At 68.7% G+C, this 18,085-nt stretch carries 20 protein-coding genes; 15 read left to right on the top strand and 5 right to left on the bottom strand.

Going from position 1 to position 18,085, the window contains the following annotated elements; translation table 11 throughout:
• Positions 1 to 19: 19 nt before the first annotated feature.
• The 5 genes from AC57B8_RS34510 to flgA form a co-directional block, all read right to left on the bottom strand.
• Positions 20 to 853, bottom strand: coding sequence for a response regulator transcription factor (locus tag AC57B8_RS34510; protein WP_159274360.1), 834 nt, complete (start codon positions 851 to 853; stop codon positions 20 to 22).
• Between the two features lie 123 nt (positions 854 to 976).
• A complete protein-coding gene (locus AC57B8_RS34505) occupies positions 977 to 1,411 on the bottom strand; it encodes a YadA-like family protein (RefSeq protein ID WP_496482119.1) in 435 nt (144 codons plus the stop codon).
• 9 nt (positions 1,412 to 1,420) lie between these two features.
• Complete coding sequence (locus tag AC57B8_RS34500) at positions 1,421 to 1,876, bottom strand: flagella synthesis protein FlgN (protein WP_496482118.1); 456 nt, start codon at positions 1,874 to 1,876, stop codon at positions 1,421 to 1,423.
• On the bottom strand, positions 1,873 to 2,169 hold the full coding sequence (flgM, locus tag AC57B8_RS34495) for a flagellar biosynthesis anti-sigma factor FlgM (protein ID WP_159278104.1): 297 nt from the start codon (positions 2,167 to 2,169) through the stop codon (positions 1,873 to 1,875). The genes AC57B8_RS34500 and flgM overlap by 4 nt, the downstream gene beginning before the upstream one ends.
• A 96-nt stretch (positions 2,170 to 2,265) precedes the next feature.
• Entirely contained in the window at positions 2,266 to 2,964 is a 699-nt protein-coding gene (gene flgA / locus AC57B8_RS34490; RefSeq protein WP_496482117.1) for a flagellar basal body P-ring formation chaperone FlgA, read from the bottom strand.
• A gap of 221 nt (positions 2,965 to 3,185) precedes the next feature.
• On the opposite strand from flgA, the gene flgB reads away from it, so the two are divergent.
• The 15 genes from flgB to AC57B8_RS34415 all read left to right on the top strand — a co-directional run bounded on the left by flgB (position 3,186) and on the right by AC57B8_RS34415 (position 18,006).
• The gene (gene flgB, locus AC57B8_RS34485) at positions 3,186 to 3,593 is read left to right on the top strand and encodes a flagellar basal body rod protein FlgB (protein WP_062469229.1); all 408 of its coding nucleotides are present in this window, start codon (positions 3,186 to 3,188) and stop codon (positions 3,591 to 3,593) included.
• Positions 3,590 to 3,985, top strand: coding sequence for a flagellar basal body rod protein FlgC (gene flgC / locus AC57B8_RS34480; RefSeq protein WP_062469232.1), 396 nt, complete (start codon positions 3,590 to 3,592; stop codon positions 3,983 to 3,985). Before flgB ends, flgC begins: the two co-directional genes overlap by 4 nt.
• A gap of 44 nt (positions 3,986 to 4,029) precedes the next feature.
• Entirely contained in the window at positions 4,030 to 4,716 is a 687-nt protein-coding gene (locus AC57B8_RS34475; protein ID WP_070061527.1) for a flagellar hook assembly protein FlgD, read from the top strand.
• An 82-nt stretch (positions 4,717 to 4,798) separates the two neighbouring features.
• Complete coding sequence (gene flgE / locus AC57B8_RS34470) at positions 4,799 to 6,013, top strand: flagellar hook protein FlgE (protein ID WP_095747489.1); 1,215 nt, start codon at positions 4,799 to 4,801, stop codon at positions 6,011 to 6,013.
• A gap of 13 nt (positions 6,014 to 6,026) precedes the next feature.
• Complete coding sequence (locus AC57B8_RS34465; protein ID WP_354343121.1) at positions 6,027 to 6,773, top strand: flagellar basal body rod protein FlgF; 747 nt, start codon at positions 6,027 to 6,029, stop codon at positions 6,771 to 6,773.
• 23 nt (positions 6,774 to 6,796) lie between these two features.
• On the top strand, positions 6,797 to 7,579 hold the full coding sequence (gene flgG, locus AC57B8_RS34460; protein ID WP_070061530.1) for a flagellar basal-body rod protein FlgG: 783 nt from the start codon (positions 6,797 to 6,799) through the stop codon (positions 7,577 to 7,579).
• Positions 7,579 to 8,274, top strand: coding sequence for a flagellar basal body L-ring protein FlgH (locus tag AC57B8_RS34455; protein WP_062469249.1), 696 nt, complete (start codon positions 7,579 to 7,581; stop codon positions 8,272 to 8,274). The genes flgG and AC57B8_RS34455 overlap by 1 nt, the downstream gene beginning before the upstream one ends.
• Positions 8,274 to 9,395 (top strand): flagellar basal body P-ring protein FlgI, encoded by a 1,122-nt coding sequence (locus tag AC57B8_RS34450; RefSeq protein ID WP_496482116.1) that lies wholly within the window; start codon positions 8,274 to 8,276, stop codon positions 9,393 to 9,395. Before AC57B8_RS34455 ends, AC57B8_RS34450 begins: the two co-directional genes overlap by 1 nt.
• Before the next feature lie 10 nt (positions 9,396 to 9,405).
• The gene (flgJ, locus tag AC57B8_RS34445; protein ID WP_496482115.1) at positions 9,406 to 10,398 is read left to right on the top strand and encodes a flagellar assembly peptidoglycan hydrolase FlgJ; all 993 of its coding nucleotides are present in this window, start codon (positions 9,406 to 9,408) and stop codon (positions 10,396 to 10,398) included.
• Positions 10,399 to 10,468: 70 nt separating this feature from the next.
• Positions 10,469 to 12,034: a methyl-accepting chemotaxis protein gene (locus AC57B8_RS34440; protein WP_496482114.1), complete on the top strand. Its 1,566-nt coding sequence runs from the start codon at positions 10,469 to 10,471 to the stop codon at positions 12,032 to 12,034.
• 7 nt (positions 12,035 to 12,041) lie between these two features.
• Complete coding sequence (locus AC57B8_RS34435; protein WP_496482113.1) at positions 12,042 to 12,323, top strand: hypothetical protein; 282 nt, start codon at positions 12,042 to 12,044, stop codon at positions 12,321 to 12,323.
• 190 nt (positions 12,324 to 12,513) lie between these two features.
• Complete coding sequence (locus tag AC57B8_RS34430; protein ID WP_496482112.1) at positions 12,514 to 14,094, top strand: methyl-accepting chemotaxis protein; 1,581 nt, start codon at positions 12,514 to 12,516, stop codon at positions 14,092 to 14,094.
• 16 nt (positions 14,095 to 14,110) lie between these two features.
• Positions 14,111 to 15,733 carry a methyl-accepting chemotaxis protein gene (locus AC57B8_RS34425; RefSeq protein WP_496482111.1) on the top strand — a complete coding sequence of 541 codons (1,623 nt, stop codon included), beginning with the start codon at positions 14,111 to 14,113 and terminating at the stop codon, positions 15,731 to 15,733.
• A gap of 16 nt (positions 15,734 to 15,749) precedes the next feature.
• The gene (locus tag AC57B8_RS34420; protein WP_496482110.1) at positions 15,750 to 16,277 is read left to right on the top strand and encodes a chemotaxis protein CheW; all 528 of its coding nucleotides are present in this window, start codon (positions 15,750 to 15,752) and stop codon (positions 16,275 to 16,277) included.
• A 10-nt stretch (positions 16,278 to 16,287) separates the two neighbouring features.
• A complete protein-coding gene (locus tag AC57B8_RS34415) occupies positions 16,288 to 18,006 on the top strand; it encodes a methyl-accepting chemotaxis protein (protein WP_307637171.1) in 1,719 nt (572 codons plus the stop codon).
• Positions 18,007 to 18,085 lie beyond the last annotated feature (79 nt).

The following is an 18,085-nucleotide window of genomic DNA, read 5'->3' as shown; positions in this document are numbered from 1 at the left end:
TTGTCGCGCGGGCGCATGCTCAGGCCCGCGCGCTTTCGCCGAGCCACACCGGCTCGTTCGAGGTGTCCGGGAAGTCCGCGGTGTCGATCAGCGGCGCCTCGTCGACGTCAGAGGCACACCGCGCGGCCGGCGCCATGTGCCGCAGCTCGTAGCCGCGCCCATACACCGAGACCAGCACGAACTCGCCGCCCTTGTGCAGCGACAGCTTGCGGCGGATGCTGGCCACGCAGCAGTCCAGCGTGCGGCTCGTGCGTTCGATGCGCGCATCCACCCACAGCGAGGCCAACAGCCAGTCGCGCTCCAGCAGCCGGCCGGCGTTGCGAAACAGCAGCAGCGCCAGTTCGAACTCGCGCGGCTTCAGGCGCACCTCGGTGCCGTGGCACACGACCACGCGGCGCTCGCCCAGGAACTGGTAGTCGCCGAAGCACGCGGCCGTGGCGTGCGGCTGCAGCAACGTGCGGTTGCGCCGCAGCGATTCGCGCACGCGCAACTCCACCTCGAACTCGTCGACGGGCAGCACCGCGAAGTCGATGCTCGCGCCCTGCGTCTCGCCGCCCGCGGCCGACAGCACGTCGACCAGCAGGTCGCGCTGCGAGGCGCGCGCCACCAGGAAGATGGGAATGCGCAGCGCGCGGCACATCGCCGTGAGGATCGGCCAGGCGCCTTCGTCCTTCAGCACCACCAGCAGCAGGCCGAACTGCAGGCCCTGGGTGATCGCCAGCAGGAAGTCCGTGCTGTCGTCGAAGCACACGGGATCGCAGCCCATCAGGCGCAGGCGGTTGCCCCAGCCGGCCTGTTGCGCCTCGTCGCAGCCCACCATCGCGATGCGGCGCGCGCCCTGCTGCGCGGCCATCACGCGCGGGCTCCCCGGCGTGCGACCTTCTCGTGGCGGGGCGTTGGCGTGGCAGGAGAGGTCTTCATGTCGGTGGCATCCATGCGAAGGTGGTGAAGGGCGTCCCGGGGCGATGGCATGGGCTCAGGGGCGGGCGGCGGCCGTGCTGCGCGGCAGCTTCCAGCCGATGCCCGCGTTGAAGCCCCAGTCCCGGCCCGTGCTGGACACGCCCATGCCCCAGGCCATGTCGCCGTCGTCCGAGCTGCGCTTGAAGCCCAGCGCCGCGGCCGAATAGCCCCGGTAGCTGCCGAAGGCCAGGCCAATGGACTGTTCGCCGGGCCGGTACGTCGGCACGTAGGCGGCCGACATCGCGATGGCCATGGCCGCGCCCGAGTAGGCGATACGCGCCGTCTCGCCGACGGCCGCGCGCACCGGGTGCAGCTGGCCCAGGTTGATGGCGTCGTCCGGGCGCACGGCGGGCGCCAGTTCGAAGGCCTGGGCGCCGGTGCACGCGAGCCACAGCATCAGCACCCGCAGGATCGCGGTGCGTCGGGGAGCGAAACGTGCGGACGCGTTCACGGCTGCTGTTCAGCCGGCGGCCAGCCGGGTGCCCGTGCCGGCCTGCGTCTTGCGCACACCGTCGGGGCCGTAGAAAGGTTGGGCGCGGGCCTGCAGGAAGTGCAGCGCCTGCTGCGTGAAGTCGAGGTGCGCGTACACCAGCGTGCCGTTGTGCAGGTTGCGGTTGCGCGCGTCTTCGGCGAGCGCGAGCAGTTCGCTCCAGGCCTGGCGCGTCGGCGCACCGCCCGCGGCCGCGGCGGCATCCGCACCCGCGCGGCCGGGCGCAAAGCCCAGCGCCGCCTGCAGCGATTCGCGCTGCCGGTCGAGTTCGGCCATGCGATCCAGCAGCGCGGTCTTGCGGCCGGCGATGGCGTTCAGCGCGTCGAAGTCGCTGGCGGACATGGCCTGCGCCTCCTGGTCCAGCGTGACAAGGAAGTCCCCGATGCAGCCTGCTTCCGCGCGCAGGTGCGCCAGCAAGGTGCTCATGCCTGGCCTTTCGGCGCGAGCAGCTCGCGCACGCTGGCCAGCAGGCCGTCGGCGATGCGCTCGGGGCGGATCTCGTAGCGGCCGGCGCGGATGTCCTCGCGGATCGCGGCCACGCGCGCGGCGTCGAAATCGCTGCCCCCCACGGCGGCGGGCATTGCATGGACGAGCGCGGAAACGGGCGCCGCTTCCTTCGGGCGCTGCACGGCCTCGGCGGGCGTCGACGGAGCCGGCGCGCCCGGTGCGGGCGTGCGGTGCAGGGGCGTGGCCGAAGGGGCGGTGGGATCGATTTTCAAGGTGATTCCTCAGGGGCTGACCCGTATATCGGCAGCCGGTGCAAGAACTTTAGGAAGGGCGTGCATGAAGTGAAGCCTGCGCCAACGCGGCGGCCGCTACTGCACCAGCCGGACCTGTCCTTCCTCGTCGGCCACGCCGCGGATCACCCGGCCGTCCAGCGTCCTGGCTTGCACCACCGCGCCCACCGCGGCGCCGCTCAGGGCCTTGGCCTCGGTGCTGACGACAAAACCCGGCCCCTGCGCCACCACCTTCACGGCCTGGCCCTGCTGGATCACGGCGACGCCGCGCAGCAGCTCCTTGCGGATCGGAGCGCCGGGCGCGACGCGGTTGGCGCTCACCACCCCGACCAGTTCGGCCGCGCTGGTGACCACCGAGCGCGGCAGCCGCGTGAGGTCGCCGGTGCGCTCGACCACGTCGCCGGCGCCCAGCGCCCGGCCCGCGTCGATGGCGCGCGCCGCCACCAGGTAGCGGCCTTCCACCGCGACACGCGCCTGCACGAAGCGCGTCCACGGCCGTTCGGCATGGCAACGCACACCCACCGAGATGCGGCCCCACGGCGTGACGCCCGGCGGCAGGAACACTTCGGGGGCTTCGCACGTGGGCAGGGCCTCGGTGCCGCGCCCTTCGAGGCTGACCGTCACCTTGCCCGGCAGGCCGGCGCTCTGCACCTGGAGGTAGGTCTCGACCGCCTTCGCGGCCGCGTCGCCTGCGATCGCACCGGTCGACATCGCGCACGACAGCCCCACTGCGCAGGCAGTGCGCAGCAGGCGTTGGCGAAGCGGCGAGAGGGTCATCGAAAGCGAAAGAAGAGGGCCAGAAAAATGAGGACGCCGATGCAGGAAAGCCGCAACCGGCGCCCCTGGATTCTTATGAATTCGCCCCGCAGGCGAAGGTGCGAGCAGCAGGCGAAACCCCCCTTTGTTCGGGCGATTGCCAACGCGCCGCATGCATAGACTTGCTTTCCATCGGTCGCTGCGCCCCGTGCACTGGCGACGCCTCAACAGATGGAACAAAGATGATCGACAAGCTGGATGCGGCGTTTCGCTTCCACCGCGAAGCGCTCCATCTCCGGGCCCAGCGCCAGGAGGTGCTCGCGGCCAACATCGCCCATGCCGACACGCCGAACTACAAGGCGCGCGACTTCGACTTCGGCGCGCGCCTGAGCGAGGCCGTTGAGCGCGGTCGCGCCGCATCGTCGGTGTCGATGGCCACCACCTCGTCGCGCCACCTCGCGGGCCAGGCGCAGGCCACGGCCGGCGACGACCTGCTGTACCGCGTGCCGCACCAGTCCAGCCTCGACGGCAACACGGTCGAGATGGACGTCGAGCGCGTGGCCTTCGCCGACAACGCGCTGCGCTACGAGTCGAACCTCACCCTCATCAACGCCAAGATCAAGTCGCTCCTGTCGGCGGTACAGCCATGAACATCTTCGACGTGGCGGGCTCCGCCATGACCGCGCAATCGCAGCGCATGAACGTGACCGCGAGCAACCTCGCCAACGCCGAGAGCGTGGCCGGCCCCGACGGCCAGCCCTACCGCGCCAAGCAGGTGGTGTTCGAGGTGGCGGCTTCGGGCCGGCGCGACATCGGCGGCGTCAAGGTGGCCGGTGTCATCGAAGACCCGTCGCCCGCCAAGCTGGTGTTCGACCCCAAGAGCCCGCACGCCAACGCCGAGGGCTACGTGGCGATGCCCAACGTCAACGTGGTCGAAGAGATGACCAACATGATCTCGGCCTCGCGCAGCTACCAGGCCAACGTCGAGGTGCTCAACACCGCCAAGACGCTGATGGTCAAGACGCTGACCATCGGCCAGTAACCCCCGCACGCACACGCGCCTCCCGCAGGAAGAACACCGACCCCATGGCCCTCTCCGACACCTCGTCCATCAGCGGGCTGAACGCGCCCACGGCGGCGAACAGCAACAACAACGTCTCCAGCGCCGACAGCGAGCAGCGCTTTCTCAAGCTGCTGGTCACGCAGCTGAACAACCAGGACCCGCTCAACCCGATGCAGAACGCCGAGCTCACTTCGCAGCTCGCGCAGATGAGCACCGTGAGCGGCATCGAGAAGCTCAACGCCACACTCTCCGGCCTGGTCAACCAGACCGGCGCCAACCAGCTGCTGCAGGCCACCTCGCTCATCGGCTACAACGTGCTGTCGCCCGGCGACGTGCTCACCACCAAGAAGCCCGAGGACGGCAAGGACCCCGCCACGCAGGCCTTCGCCGTGCAGCTGCCGGGCACCGCCGCCGACGTCGAGATCAAGATCGTCGACAGCACCGGCAAGGTGATCCGCACGCTCGACGCGGGCGCCATGAAGGAAGGCGTCAACGCCGTCACCTGGGACGGCAAGGACGACCTGGGCGTGGCGGTGCCGCCGGGCGCCTACCGCTTCACGGTCGATGCCAGCAACAACGGCACGACGGTGAAGGCCACCGCGCTCACCTTCTCGCAGGTGGCCGCCGTGAAGCAGGGCGCCGGCGGCGTCACGCTGGAGCTGGCCTCGGGCGCCAGCATCGGGCTGGGCGACGTGCGCCTGTTCCTCTGAGCTTTCGTCTTCGTCTTCGGCGTGGTCCGTGCGGGCCGCGCCCTTCGCACTCTTCTTCCTCGCACCGAACAAGGACCCCCTCATGAGTTTCTCCCAAGGCATCAGCGGACTCGGCGTGGCCGCGGCCAACCTCGACGTCATCGGCAACAACATCGCCAACTCGGGCACGGTGGGCTACAAGTCGGCCGCCGCCACCTTCCAGGACGTGTACGCCGGCTCGCGCGTGGGCCTGGGTGCCTCGGTGTCGGGCGTGACGCAGAACTTCACGCAGGGCGTGACGCAGTCGAGCACGCGCCCGCTGGACGTGGCCATCCTCAACGGCGACGGCTTCTTTCGCCTCGCCAGCCCCAGCGGCGAGGTCTTCTACTCGCGCAACGGCCAGTTCACGCGCGACAAGGACGGCTACATCGTCAACGCGCAGGGCCTGCAGCTCACCGGCTACGGCGCCAATGCCAGCGGCGGCATCAGCGGCGGCACGCCGGGCCCGATCCAGGTGCAGGGCGGCATGATGCCGCCCAAGCCCACGGCCAACATCGACGCGCAGTTCAACCTCGACGCGCGCAGCACGGTGCCTGCCAAGACGCCGTTCAACCCCACCGACGCCGCCACCTACAACTACCCGAACGCCATCGGCCCCATCTACGACTCGCTGGGCAATCCGCACGACGTGGCCGTGTACTTCGTGAAGACGGCGGCCAACACCTGGAACGTGTACGGCACCTCCGACGGCGCACCGCTGAACGGCGGCGCCGCGCTGTCCAACGTCACGTTCGACGCCAAGGGCGTCATGACCGCACCGGCTTCGGGCGCGTTCAACATCGGGCCGCTCACCTTCACCAACGGCGCCTCGCCGCTCACCGCCTCGGTCGACCTCACGGGCACCACGCAGTTCGGCAGCGCCAACGGCATGAGCAAGCTGGGCCAGGACGGCTACAAGTCGGGCGAGCTCACCGCGTTCTCGATCAACCCCGACGGCACCATCACCGGCAAGTTCTCCAACGAGCAGACGCGCCTGCTGGGCCAGGTCGTGCTGTCGTCGTTCGCCAACCCGAACGGCCTGGAGCCCAAGGGCAACAACGTGTGGGCCGAGACGCAGGCCTCGGGCAACGCGCTCACCGGCACGCCGGGCGAAGGCACCAAGGCCGGCTCGCTGGCCTCGGGCGCGCTGGAGTCGTCCAACGTCGACCTGACCTCCGAGCTGGTGAACCTCATCGTCGCGCAGCGCAACTATCAGGCCAATGCGCAGACCGTGAAGACGCAGGACCAGGTCATGCAGACGCTCATGAACATCCGCTGATCGGGAGCATTGCGTGGATCGAATGCTGTATGTCGCCATGAGCGGCGCCAAGCAGGCCATGGAGCAGCAGGCCGTGGTCGCCAACAACATGGCGAACGTCTCGACGCCGGGTTTCCGTGCGCAGATCGCGACCTTCCGCGCCGTGCCCGTGGTCGGCGAGGAAGCGCCCACGCGCGCCTTCGTGGCCGCCACCACGCCCGGCGCCGACTTCACGCACGGCCCGCTCACGCAGACCGGCCGCGCGCTCGACGTGGCCGTGGGCGGTGAAGGCTGGCTGGTGGTGCAGGCGGCCGACGGCGGCGAGGCCTACACGCGCGTCGGCAACCTGCAGATCGGCGCCGACGGCCAGCTCACGACGATGGGCGGACGCCCCGTGGTGGGCGACAACGGCGCGCTCACCGTGCCGCCGGGGTCGGCCGTGAGCATTGCGTCGAACGGCCTCGTGGGCTCGCGCGACGCGGCCTCGACCACGCTCACCGGCATCGCCGAGGTGGGCCGTCTCAAGCTCGTCAACCCGCCCGTGACCGACCTCGTGCGCGGCGACGACGGCCTGTTCCGCATGCGCGCCGACCTGCCGCCGGCCGAGGCCGACGAGGCCGTCACGCTCATCTCGGGCGCCATCGAGGGCAGCAACGTGCAGCCGGTCGATGCCATGGTGGCCATGATCGCCAACGCCCGCAGCTTCGAGATGCAGATGAAGTCGCTGCAGACCGCCGACATCAACGCGCAGACCGCCAACAAGCTGCTGGCCTACGGCTGACCCTCTTCCAGGAACTCCTTTCAATGATCCGCTCCCTCTACATCGCCAAGACCGGCCTGGACGCGCAGCAGACGCAGCTCGACGTGGTCTCCAACAACCTGGCCAACGTCGGCACCACCGGCTTCAAGCGCAGCCGCGCCGTGTTCGAAGACCTGGTCTACCAGAACCTGCGCCAGGTCGGCGGCCAGAGCTCCGACCAGACGCGCCTGCCTTCGGGCCTGCAGGTGGGCACCGGCGTGCACGTGGTCGCCACCGAGCGCATCCACTCGCAGGGCAACCTCACCAAGACCGACAAGCCGACCGACGTGGCCATCAGCGGCAGCGGCTTCTTCCAGGTGCTGATGCCCGACGGCACCACCTCGTACACGCGCGACGGTTCGTTCCAGACCGACCGCGACGGCCAGCTGGTCACGGCCAGCGGCTTTCCGGTGCAGCCGGCCATCACCATCCCGGCCAACGCCACCAGCATCACCGTGGGCCGCGACGGCATCGTGTCGGTGGTGCAGGCGGGCGGCACCAACACCGTGCAGGTCGGCCAGCTGCAGCTCGCGACCTTCGTCAACCCCACGGGCCTGCAGAGCAAGGGCGAGAACCTGTATGCCGAAACCGACGCCTCGGGCGCGCCCAACCAGGTGAACCCCGGCGTGGACGGCGCGGGCACGCTGAGCCAGGGCTATGTGGAGGCCTCCAACGTCAACGTGGTGGAAGAGCTGGTCAACATGATCGCCACCCAGCGTTCGTACGAGATCAACAGCAAGGCGGTCCAGACCTCGGACCAGATGCTGCAGCGCCTGGCCCAGTTGTGATGCGGGCGGGGGTGCGTCTTCTTCGCCGGGCGGCGGCGCTGCTGCTCGTGGCCGCGCTGGCCGCCGGCTGCGCGCAGGTGCCGCGCGAGCCGCTGGTGCACCAGCCGATGACGGCGCGTGCCGACCAGTACGCGGCGGTGCAGGCGCGGCGTGCGCCGGGCGCGATCTTCCAGGACGGACCCGGCGCCAACGCACTGTTCGAAGACCGCCGTCCGCGCAACGTCGGCGACATCCTCACCATCCTCATCAGCGAGAAGGTCAACGCGACCAAGAACTCGGGCGCCAATGCCAGCCGCACGGGCAACACGACCAGCGTGTTCGCGGCCATTCCGAAGCTCATCGGCGGCCTGCTCGACGGGCAGGAGACCAAGCTGTCGGGCACCAACACGCTCAACGCCAAGGGCGGCGCCAACGCCAACAACACCTTCAACGGCGTGATCACCGTCACCGTGACCGACGTCATGGCCAACGGCAACCTGCTCGTGAGCGGCGAGAAGCAGATGGGCATCAACCAGGGCACCGAGTACATCCGCTTCTCGGGCGTGGTGAACCCGCGCACCGTGTCGGGCAACAACACCGTGCCCTCGACGCTGGTGGCCGATGCGCGCATCGAGTACTCGGCCAAGGGCTACATCGATGAAGCCCAGCACATGGGCTGGATGCAAAGAATTTTCCTGAACGTGATGCCGTTCTGATGGCACACCTCCAGGCTTCACCTACTTCGAATCGCTGGCGCATCGCGGCGCTGTGCGCGCTCCTGTTCATCGCGCCCGCGCATGCGGAACGCCTGAAGGAGCTCGCTAGCATCCAGGGCGTGCGCGACAACCCGCTCATCGGCTACGGCCTCATGGTCGGCCTGGACGGCACGGGCGACCAGACGATGCAGACGCCGTTCACCACGCAGAGCCTGAACAACATGCTGCAGCAGCTGGGCATCACGATCCCGCAGGGCGTGAACATGCAGCTGAAGAACGTGGCGGCCGTGATGGTGACGGCCACGCTGCCATCGTTCGCGCGGCCGGGCCAGAACATCGACGTCACGGTGTCGTCGATGGGCAATGCCAAGAGCCTGCGGGGCGGCACGCTGCTGATGACGCCGCTCAAGGGCGTGGACGGCGCGACCTATGCGGTGGCGCAGGGCAACATGGTGGTGGGCGGCGCGGGCGCCGCGGCCAACGGCAGCAAGGTGCAGGTCAACCAGCTGAGCTCGGGGCGCATTCCCGCCGGGGCACTGGTGGAGCGCACGGTCGAGGCGCCGGTGGGCGCGGAGGGCTCCTTCACCATCGAGCTGAACCGCTCCGACTTCGGCACCGCGCAGCGCGCCACGGACGCCATCAACCGCCAGTTCGGCGCCGGCACCGCCGAAGCCATGGACGCGCGCGTGATCCGCGTGCAGGCGCCCGAGCCGCAGCGCCGCGTGGGCTTTCTCGCGCAGCTGCAGGAGCTCGAGGTCACGCCCACGCAGGCCGGCGCGCGGGTGGTGGTGAATGCGCGCACGGGCTCGGTCGTGATGAACCAGGCGGTGCGCGTGAAAGACTGCGCCATCGCGCACGGCAACCTGTCGGTGGTGATCAACACCGAGCCGGTGATCAGCCAACCGGGCGCGTTCTCGGGCGGCAGCACGGTGGTGGCGCAGACCTCGCAGATTTCCGTCAACCAGGGCGGCGGCGCGATCCAGATGGTGCGCGGCGGCGCCTCGCTGGCCGATGTGGTCAAGGGGCTGAACAGCCTGGGTGCGAACCCGCAGGACCTGGTGTCGATCCTGCAGGCCATGAAGTCGGCCGGCGCCTTGAGCGCCGAGCTCGAGATCATCTGAGGCCGCAGTCATGACCATCTCCGCCAACACAGCATGGACCGGCGCCGACGCGGCCAGCCGCAGCGGCGCGCTCGACCAGCGCTTTGCACTCGACGTGCAGGGCGTCGATGCGCTGCGGCGCACCGTGCGCACCTCGCCCGAAGAGGGCCTGCAGCAGGTCTCTCGCCAGTTCGAGGCGCTGTTCATGAACATGGTGCTCAAGAGCATGCGAGAGGCGACGCCTTCGAGCGGCTTGCTCGACAGCCAGGACCAGAAGGTCTACCTCTCGATGTTCGACCAGCAGCTCACGCAGAACCTCTCGGGGCGCGGCGTGGGGCTGGCCGAGGCGATGCTGGCGCAGCTGCGGCGGCAATTGCCCTCGGCGGCGACCGAAGCCGACGATGGCATCGGCACGCGGGCGATGTCGCTGGAGCCGCCCCCCGGCCTGCCGTACGGCCCGCGCGCGGGCATCCCCATCGGCTCGGCGCCCGGTGCGCGCGTGTCGACGGCTGCCGATCTGGGCGTCTATCAAGTCAAGAGCGGACCCGCACCAGCCGCGAACGCCTCGCTGCAAGGCCAGGTCGATGCGTTCGTGGACCGCATGGGCGCTTCGGCACAAGCGGCCAGCGCCGCCAGCGGCGTGCCCGCGCCGCTGATCCTGGCGCAGGCCGCGCTCGAATCGGGCTGGGGCAAGCGCGAGATCCGCGCCGACGACGGCACGCCCAGCTTCAACCTCTTCGGCATCAAGGCCGACAAGGGCTGGAAGGGCGCGACGGTCGAGACCACGACCACCGAATACATCGACGGCGAGCCGCAGAAGGTGCGCGCGAAGTTCCGCGCCTACGCCTCGTACGAGGAGGCCTTCACCGACTACGCGCGCTTCATCACGCGCAACCCGCGCTACGCGAACGTGCTGGCCACCGCCGACCCGGCGCAGGCGGCGCACGGCCTGCAGCGCGCGGGCTATGCCACCGACCCGCGCTACGGCGAGAAGCTGGTTCGCATCATGCAGAAGTTCGGCTGAGCCCTTCGCACAGCCTGACTGCCCGGACCCGAGAACAACGACACGAGAGGCCCCGAGAGGAGACAAGCGAATGACGATAAAGAACTGGACGATCGGAATGCGGCTGGGCGCCGGCTTTGCGCTGGTGCTGGCGCTGCTGGTGGCCGTGGCGGGCATCGGCGTGCTGCGGCTGCAGGGCGTGGGCGAGGCCACGCAGGACATGGCGTCGCGCACCCTGTCGAAGGAGCGCCTGGCCACGGCCTGGCAGCTGGGCACGGCCACCAACAGCGTGCGCACCTTCTCGCTGCTCAAGAGCGACGACGCGCAGGTGCAGGCCCACCTGCAAAAGCAGATCGCCGCCACCAGCGCCACCATCTCCGAGACACAGAAGGCGCTCGAGGCGCTGCTCGTGTCGCCGGAAGAGCTGGCGCTGAGCGCCGACATCCAGAAGCGGCGCGGCGAGTACATCGCGCTGCGCCAGCAGATCCTCCAGCTGAAGACCGAAGGCCGCAAGGACGAGGCCGCGACGCGCACCGACACGCAGCTGCTGCCGATGCTCGACGGCTACGACGCGGGCATCCGCGCCATGGTGGCGCACCAGCAGAAGCACATCGACAGCACCGCCGCCGCCATCGACGCGCAGTACCGCACGGGCCTCCTCTACATCGTCGCGCTGGCCGTGGCCGCGCTGGCGCTGGGCGCGGTGCTGGCATGGCTGCTCACGCGCAGCATCGCCGATCCGGTCGCCGAGGCGCTGCTGATCGCCGAGACCGTGGCCTCCGGCGACCTGAGCCAGGAGTTCGAGACCGAGCGCGGCGGCGACTTCGGCCGGCTGCTGCGCGGCATGGGCGAGATGGAAGACACGCTCACCGACCTCGTGACGCGCATCAAGGCCTCGACCGATTCGATCGCGGTGGCGTCGCGGCAGATCGCGGCGGGCAACCAGGACCTGTCGTCGCGCACGGAAGAGCAAGCGAGTTCGCTGGAGCAGACGGCGGCGTCGATGGAGGAGCTGACCTCGACGGTCAAGCAGAACGCGGACAACGCACGGCAGGCGAACCAACTGGCCGTCTCTGCTTCTGAAGTGGCAGTGAAGGGTGGCGCGGTCGTGTCGCAGGTGGTGGACACGATGGGCTCGATCAATGCGTCGTCCAGGAAGATCGTCGACATCATCGGCGTGATCGATGGCATCGCGTTCCAGACCAACATCCTGGCGTTGAATGCAGCGGTTGAAGCTGCGCGTGCTGGTGAGCAAGGTCGCGGATTCGCCGTCGTAGCCTCCGAAGTGCGAAGCCTCGCTCAACGCTCAGCCGCAGCCGCCAAGGAAATCAAGACCCTGATCGGCGACTCGGTGGAAAAGGTCGAAGAAGGCAGCAAGCAGGTCGCCGAAGCGGGCCGCACGATGGAAGAGATCGTCGGCAGCGTCAAGCGCGTGACCGACATCATGGGCGAGATCACGGCCGCGAGCCAGGAGCAGACCTCCGGCATCGAGCAGATCAACCAGGCGATCACGCAGATGGACCAGGTGACGCAGCAGAACGCGGCGCTGGTCGAAGAGGCCTCGGCGGCGGCGCAATCGTTGCAGGAGCAGGCCGGCGCTCTGGTCGAGGCCGTGAGCACCTTCAAGCTCGACGCCGACGAAGCCGTTGCGGCCTGAACGCCCCGTGTCCACGCATTTCCATCCGAAAGCCCTGCGCCGCGTCGGCATGGGCTTCGCCGCATTGCTTCTGCTGCTGGCCTTGGCGCTCTTCCTCGGCTTCCATGTCGGCACCGGCTGCGCCTGGGCGCTCCATGCCGTGTGGGCGCTGGCTGGCGCCGCCGGCCTGACGGGCCTGGGTCTCGCGGGCGTCGCGGCGCACGCACGAGCCCGTGCAAGCCACCACGACGCCAAGGTGGCCGAGCGGCTGGACCGGGTGTTCCAGCACGTCAACGCCACCGACGCCTGACAGGGAACGCATGCGCCCGCGCCCCGATCCGCACCGATATTCAGAAAAAAGACTCAAGTCTGGCGGCGCGCTGCCGATAACAGGGAGACGGGGTGGCGCAGGCCGCCGTCCCGCCATGCCGTCATGTCATGCCGGTGGTCCGCCGCGCGATGCGGCCACCGTCCCCCGTTATTGAAGGAAGAGAAGCGCAATGAGTTTGAAGGATCTGAAAATCGGCACCCGCCTGGGGCTCGGCTTCGCGGTGCTGCTGCTGCTGATGGCGTTCATTGCGGGCACGGGCGTGCTGCGCCTGACGAACGTGGGGCAGGCGACCGACGAGATGGTGCAGGGCGCGCTGGTCAAGGAACGGCTGGCGGCCGAATGGCTCAGCCTGCTCAAGTCGAACACGGTGGCCAACTATGCGATGGTCAAGACCACCGACCCCGAGGTGGCGGCCTATTTCGCCAAGCTCCAGGCGGCGGGTTCGGCGCGCATCACGCCGGCGCAGAAGCAGCTGGAAGCCATGCTCGCCACGCCGGAAGAAAAGGCGCTCTATGCCGCGGTGGTCGCGGCGCGCGTCGTGGTGCTCGAGACCGTGGGCACGCTCAACAAGCTCAAGGACGAGAAGAAGATCGACGAAGCCAATGTGCTGGTCGACACCAAGTTCAGCGCGGCGCTCGCCGTCTATGCCGGCGCCGTCGAAAACCTGGCCAACCACCAGCGCGAGAAGATCGACGCCGCCGCCAAGGGCATCGCGGCCGACCACACCGAGGGCCGCACCACGCTGCTCGTGCTGTCGGCCATCGCGCTGGCGCTGGGCGCGCTGTTCGCCTGGCGCCTCACGCTGGGCATCGTGCGCCCGCTGGGCCATGCGCTCGAAGTGGCCGAGACGGTGGCCGCCGGCGACCTGAGCGCGAACATCCGCGTGGACAGCCGCGACGAGACGGGCCAGCTCATGCAGGCGCTGAAGGACATGAACGCCAACCTGGCGAAGGTGGTGGGCGAGGTGCGCACGGGCACGGAGACGATCGCCACGGCGTCGGGACAGATCGCCTCGGGCAACCAGGATCTTTCTTCGCGCACGGAAGAGCAAGCCAGCTCGCTGGAGCAGACGGCGGCGTCGATGGAGGAATTGACTTCGACGGTGAAGCAGAACGCGGACAACGCACGGCAGGCGAACCAGCTGGCGGTCTCCGCTTCGGAAGTCGCTGTGAAGGGCGGCGCTGTGGTGTCGCAAGTCGTGGACACGATGGGCTCGATCAATGCTTCGTCCAAGAAGATTGTCGACATCATCGGCGTGATCGATGGCATCGCGTTCCAGACCAACATCCTGGCGCTGAACGCGGCCGTTGAAGCGGCTCGTGCAGGTGAGCAAGGTCGTGGCTTCGCAGTCGTGGCTTCTGAAGTCCGCAGCCTCGCCCAACGCTCCGCAGCCGCCGCCAAGGAAATCAAGACCCTGATCGGCGACTCGGTGGAAAAGGTCGAAGAAGGCAGCAAGCAGGTTGCCGAAGCCGGCCGCACGATGGAAGAGATCGTGGGCAGCGTGAAGCGCGTGACGGACATCATGGGCGAGATCACGGCCGCGAGCCAGGAGCAGACCTCCGGCATCGAGCAGATCAACCAGGCGATCACGCAGATGGACCAGGTGACGCAGCAGAACGCGGCACTGGTCGAAGAGGCCTCGGCCGCCGCGCAGTCGCTGCAGGAGCAGGCCGGCAGCCTGTCGCAGGTCGTTGGCGTGTTCCGCCTCGGCGGCAGCAGCAGCCACGGCAACGCACTGGCCCTGGCCTGAAGGCGACGCACCGGCCATGCGTGTCAATCTGCCCGTCACCGACATCGAATACGAACTCTCGAAGGAAGAGGCCCTGGTGTCCCGCACCGACCTCAAGGGCCGCATCACCTACGTCAACCCGGCCTTCGTCGCGGCCAGCGGCTTCACGGCCGGCGAACTCCTGGGCAAGGCGCACAACATCGTGCGCCACCCCGACGTGCCGCCCGAGGCCTTCGCAGACCTGTGGCGCACGCTCGACCAGGGCCTGCCCTGGACCGGGCTGATCAAGAACCGGCGCAAGAACGGCGACTTCTATTGGGTGCTCGCCAACGTCACGCCGATCCGCCACCAGGGCCGCGTGGAGGGCTACATGTCCGTGCGCAGCCGTCCCGCGCGCGAGGACGTGGCCGCCGCCGATGCGCTCTATCGCCGCATGCGCGAGGGCGAGGCCAAGGGCCTCGAGCTGTTGCAGGGAGAGGTGGTGCGCAGCGGCTGGGTCAATCCGTTGGCGCGGCTGCGGCGCATCCCGGTGCGCCGCCGCGTGTTCGGCGTTACCGTCGCGGCGGCTGCGCTGTCAGCGGGCCTGGGCGCGATGGGCTGGATGGAGGCGTCCCGCCTGGCCGCTGCGTCGGGCGCGCACAGCTGGCTGCCCACCGCCGTGGCAGCGGGCAGCCTCGGCGCCGCGTTGGCCTGGCTGGGCCTCGGTGCGTTCCTCGGGCGCACGGTGTTCCATCCGCTCGACGAAGCGATCGAGGTCGCACGCACCATCGCCGGCGGCGACCTCGTGCGCTTCACGGTGCGGCCCGGCGACGAGATCGCGGGGCTGCTGCGCGCGTTGAACCAGATGAGCGCCAACCTCTTCGCGATCGTCGCGGACGTGGGCGCGAACGTCGCCGGCGTGATGTCTGCGTCGAGCCAGATCGCTTCGGGCAACGAAGACCTGTCCTCGCGCACCGAGCAGCAGGCCAGCTCGCTCGAGCAGACGGCGGCGTCGATGGAAGAGCTGACCTCGACGGTGAAGCAGAACGCGGACAACGCGCTGCAGGCGAACCAGCTGGCCGTTTCCGCATCCGAAGTGGCCGTGAAGGGCGGCGCCGTGGTGTCGCAGGTGGTGGACACGATGGGCTCGATCAACGCCTCGTCGAAAAAGATCGTCGACATCATCGGCGTGATCGACGGCATCGCGTTCCAGACCAACATCCTGGCGCTGAACGCGGCCGTGGAAGCCGCGCGTGCGGGCGAGCAGGGCAAGGGCTTTGCGGTGGTCGCGTCGGAAGTGCGCAGCCTCGCGCAGCGCTCGGCCGCGGCCGCGAAGGAAATCAAGACCCTCATCGGCGACTCGGTGGAGAAGGTCGAGGCGGGCAGCAAGCAGGTGGCCGAAGCCGGCCGCACCATGCAGGAGATCGTGGGCAGCGTGAAGCGCGTGACCGACATCATGGGCGAGATCACGACGGCGAGCCAGGAGCAGACCTCGGGCATCGAGCAGATCAACCAGGCCATCGCACAGATGGACCAGGTGACGCAGCAGAACGCCGCATTGGTCGAAGAAGCATCGGCCACGGCGCAGTCGCTGCAGGAACAGGCGGAGGGCCTGGTCCGGGCCGCAGGGGTATTCAGGACCGGGGCGGGCGAGGGTGCCGGCGCCCGGGATGCGTATTGAACGAGGAGAAGAACACATGCTGAACAACACCAGAGACACCACATCGCCGCGATCGAATGGCGCGGCGCCGTCCGCGTCCACCGTGGCCAACCGCCTGGAGGTCGTGACCTTCAAGCTCGGCGACGAGGAATACGGCATCGACATCCAGAAGGTGCAGGAGCTGCGCGGCTACGACGCCGTGACGCGCATCGCGAACGCGCCGGACTACATCAAGGGCGTGGTCAACCTGCGCGGCATCATCGTGCCGATCATCGACATGCGCATCAAGTTCGAGCTGGGCGCGCCCACCTACGACCAGTTCACGGTGGTGATCGTGCTGAACATCGCGGGCCGCGTGGTGGGCATGGTGGTGGACAGCGTGTCCGACGTGATCACGCTCACGGCCGAGCAGATCAAGCCGGCGCCCGAGATGGGCTCGGTGCTCGACACCGACTACCTGATCGGCCTGGGCACGCTGGACGAACGCATGCTGATCCTGGTGGACATCGACCGGCTGATGTCCAGCGAAGAGATGGGCCTCATCGAAGCCGCCGCCACCGTTTGAGGACCACCCCATGACATTCTTTTCGAACCTTCGCATCGGCACCCGCCTGACCCTTGCCTTCGCCATCGTGCTGGGGCTGACGCTCATCTCCAGCGCGGTGGGCCTGATGTCGGCGCACAAGAACGCCGAAGCCACGCGCATCATGATGCAGAGCCCGCTGGCCAAGGAGCGGCTCATTTCCGACTGGTACGTGCTGACCTACTCGGCCATCGCGCGCACCTCGATGATCGCGCGCACCACCGACGAGGCGCTGCCGATGCTGTTCGCCGACGTGATCTCCGAGAGCGTGAAGAAGGGCAGCGAGACCATGGCCAAGGTCGAGGCGCTGCTGGTCACCGACGAAGAAAAAGCGACCTACAAGTCCATCGTCGAGCTGCGCGCCAAGTACCAGGCCGCCAAGGACGAGGTGACCCGCGCCAAGGCCAGCGGCAACACGGTCGAGACCGTGCGCGCCTACCAGCTGTCGTTCCAGCCGGCCGCCAAGGCCTACGAGAACCGCGTGCTCGAGCTGCTGGCCATCGAACGCCGCGCCATCGACGACATGAGCCACGCCATCGACGCGGCGAATGCGAAGAGCTTCAACCTGCGGCTGCTGCTGACGGCGCTCACGGTGCTGCTGGGCGGCCTGTTCGCCTTCTTCATCTCGCGCAGCATCGTGCGCCCGCTGGCCAAGGCCGTGGGCGTGGCCGAGACGGTGGCGGCCGGCGACCTGAGCGCGAACATCCGCGTGGACAGCCGCGACGAGACGGGCCAACTGATGCAGGCGCTGAAGGACATGAACGCCAACCTGGCGAAGGTGGTGGGCGAAGTGCGCACGGGCACGGAGACGATCGCCACGGCCTCGGGGCAGATCGCTTCGGGCAACCAGGATCTGTCGTCGCGCACGGAAGAGCAGGCGAGTTCGCTGGAGCAGACGGCGGCGTCGATGGAAGAGCTGACTTCGACGGTGAAGCAGAACGCGGACAACGCGCGGCAAGCCAATCAATTGGCGGTGTCGGCCTCTGAGGTCGCCGTCAAGGGTGGCGCGGTCGTGTCGCAGGTCGTGGACACGATGGGCTCGATCAATGCATCTTCCAAGAAGATCGTCGACATCATCGGCGTGATCGACGGCATCGCGTTCCAGACCAACATCCTGGCTTTGAACGCCGCTGTTGAAGCAGCGCGTGCGGGTGAGCAAGGTCGCGGATTCGCAGTCGTGGCTTCCGAGGTGCGCAGCCTCGCACAGCGCTCCGCCGCAGCCGCCAAGGAAATCAAGACCCTGATCGGCGACTCGGTGGAGAAGGTCGAAGAAGGCAGCAAGCAGGTCGCCGAAGCGGGCCGCACGATGGAAGAGATCGTGGGCAGCGTCAAGCGCGTGACCGACATCATGGGCGAGATCACGGCGGCGAGCCAGGAACAGACCTCCGGCATCGAGCAGATCAACCAGGCGATCACGCAGATGGACCAGGTGACGCAGCAGAACGCGGCGCTGGTCGAGGAAGCCTCGGCCGCCGCGCAGTCGCTGCAGGAACAGGCCGGCGCCCTCGTGCAAGCCGTGAGCGTCTTCAAGCTCGACGCGAACGCGGTCGCGACGACCCGCGCCAGCTTCACGCGCATCACGCCGATTCCCAAGCCGCCGAAGCCGGCGCCCAAGCCACGTGCCAAGGCGCTGCCCACGCGCCGTGAACCCACCGGCGCACCGCAGCTGGCCATGGCTGGCGACGCCAAGGGCGACTGGTCGGAGTTCTGAGCCAGGCGCAATGACACCGCGCGCCCTCAACTTCGGGCGCGCGCTGCCGATAACCATGGGGAGGCATCGCGTGATGCCG

Source organism: Variovorax sp. BGA-UO-ETr-C22 (assembly GCF_059567965.1).
Note: the sequence above shows the minus strand (reverse complement) of the source record. Positions and strands in the feature narration are given on the sequence as shown.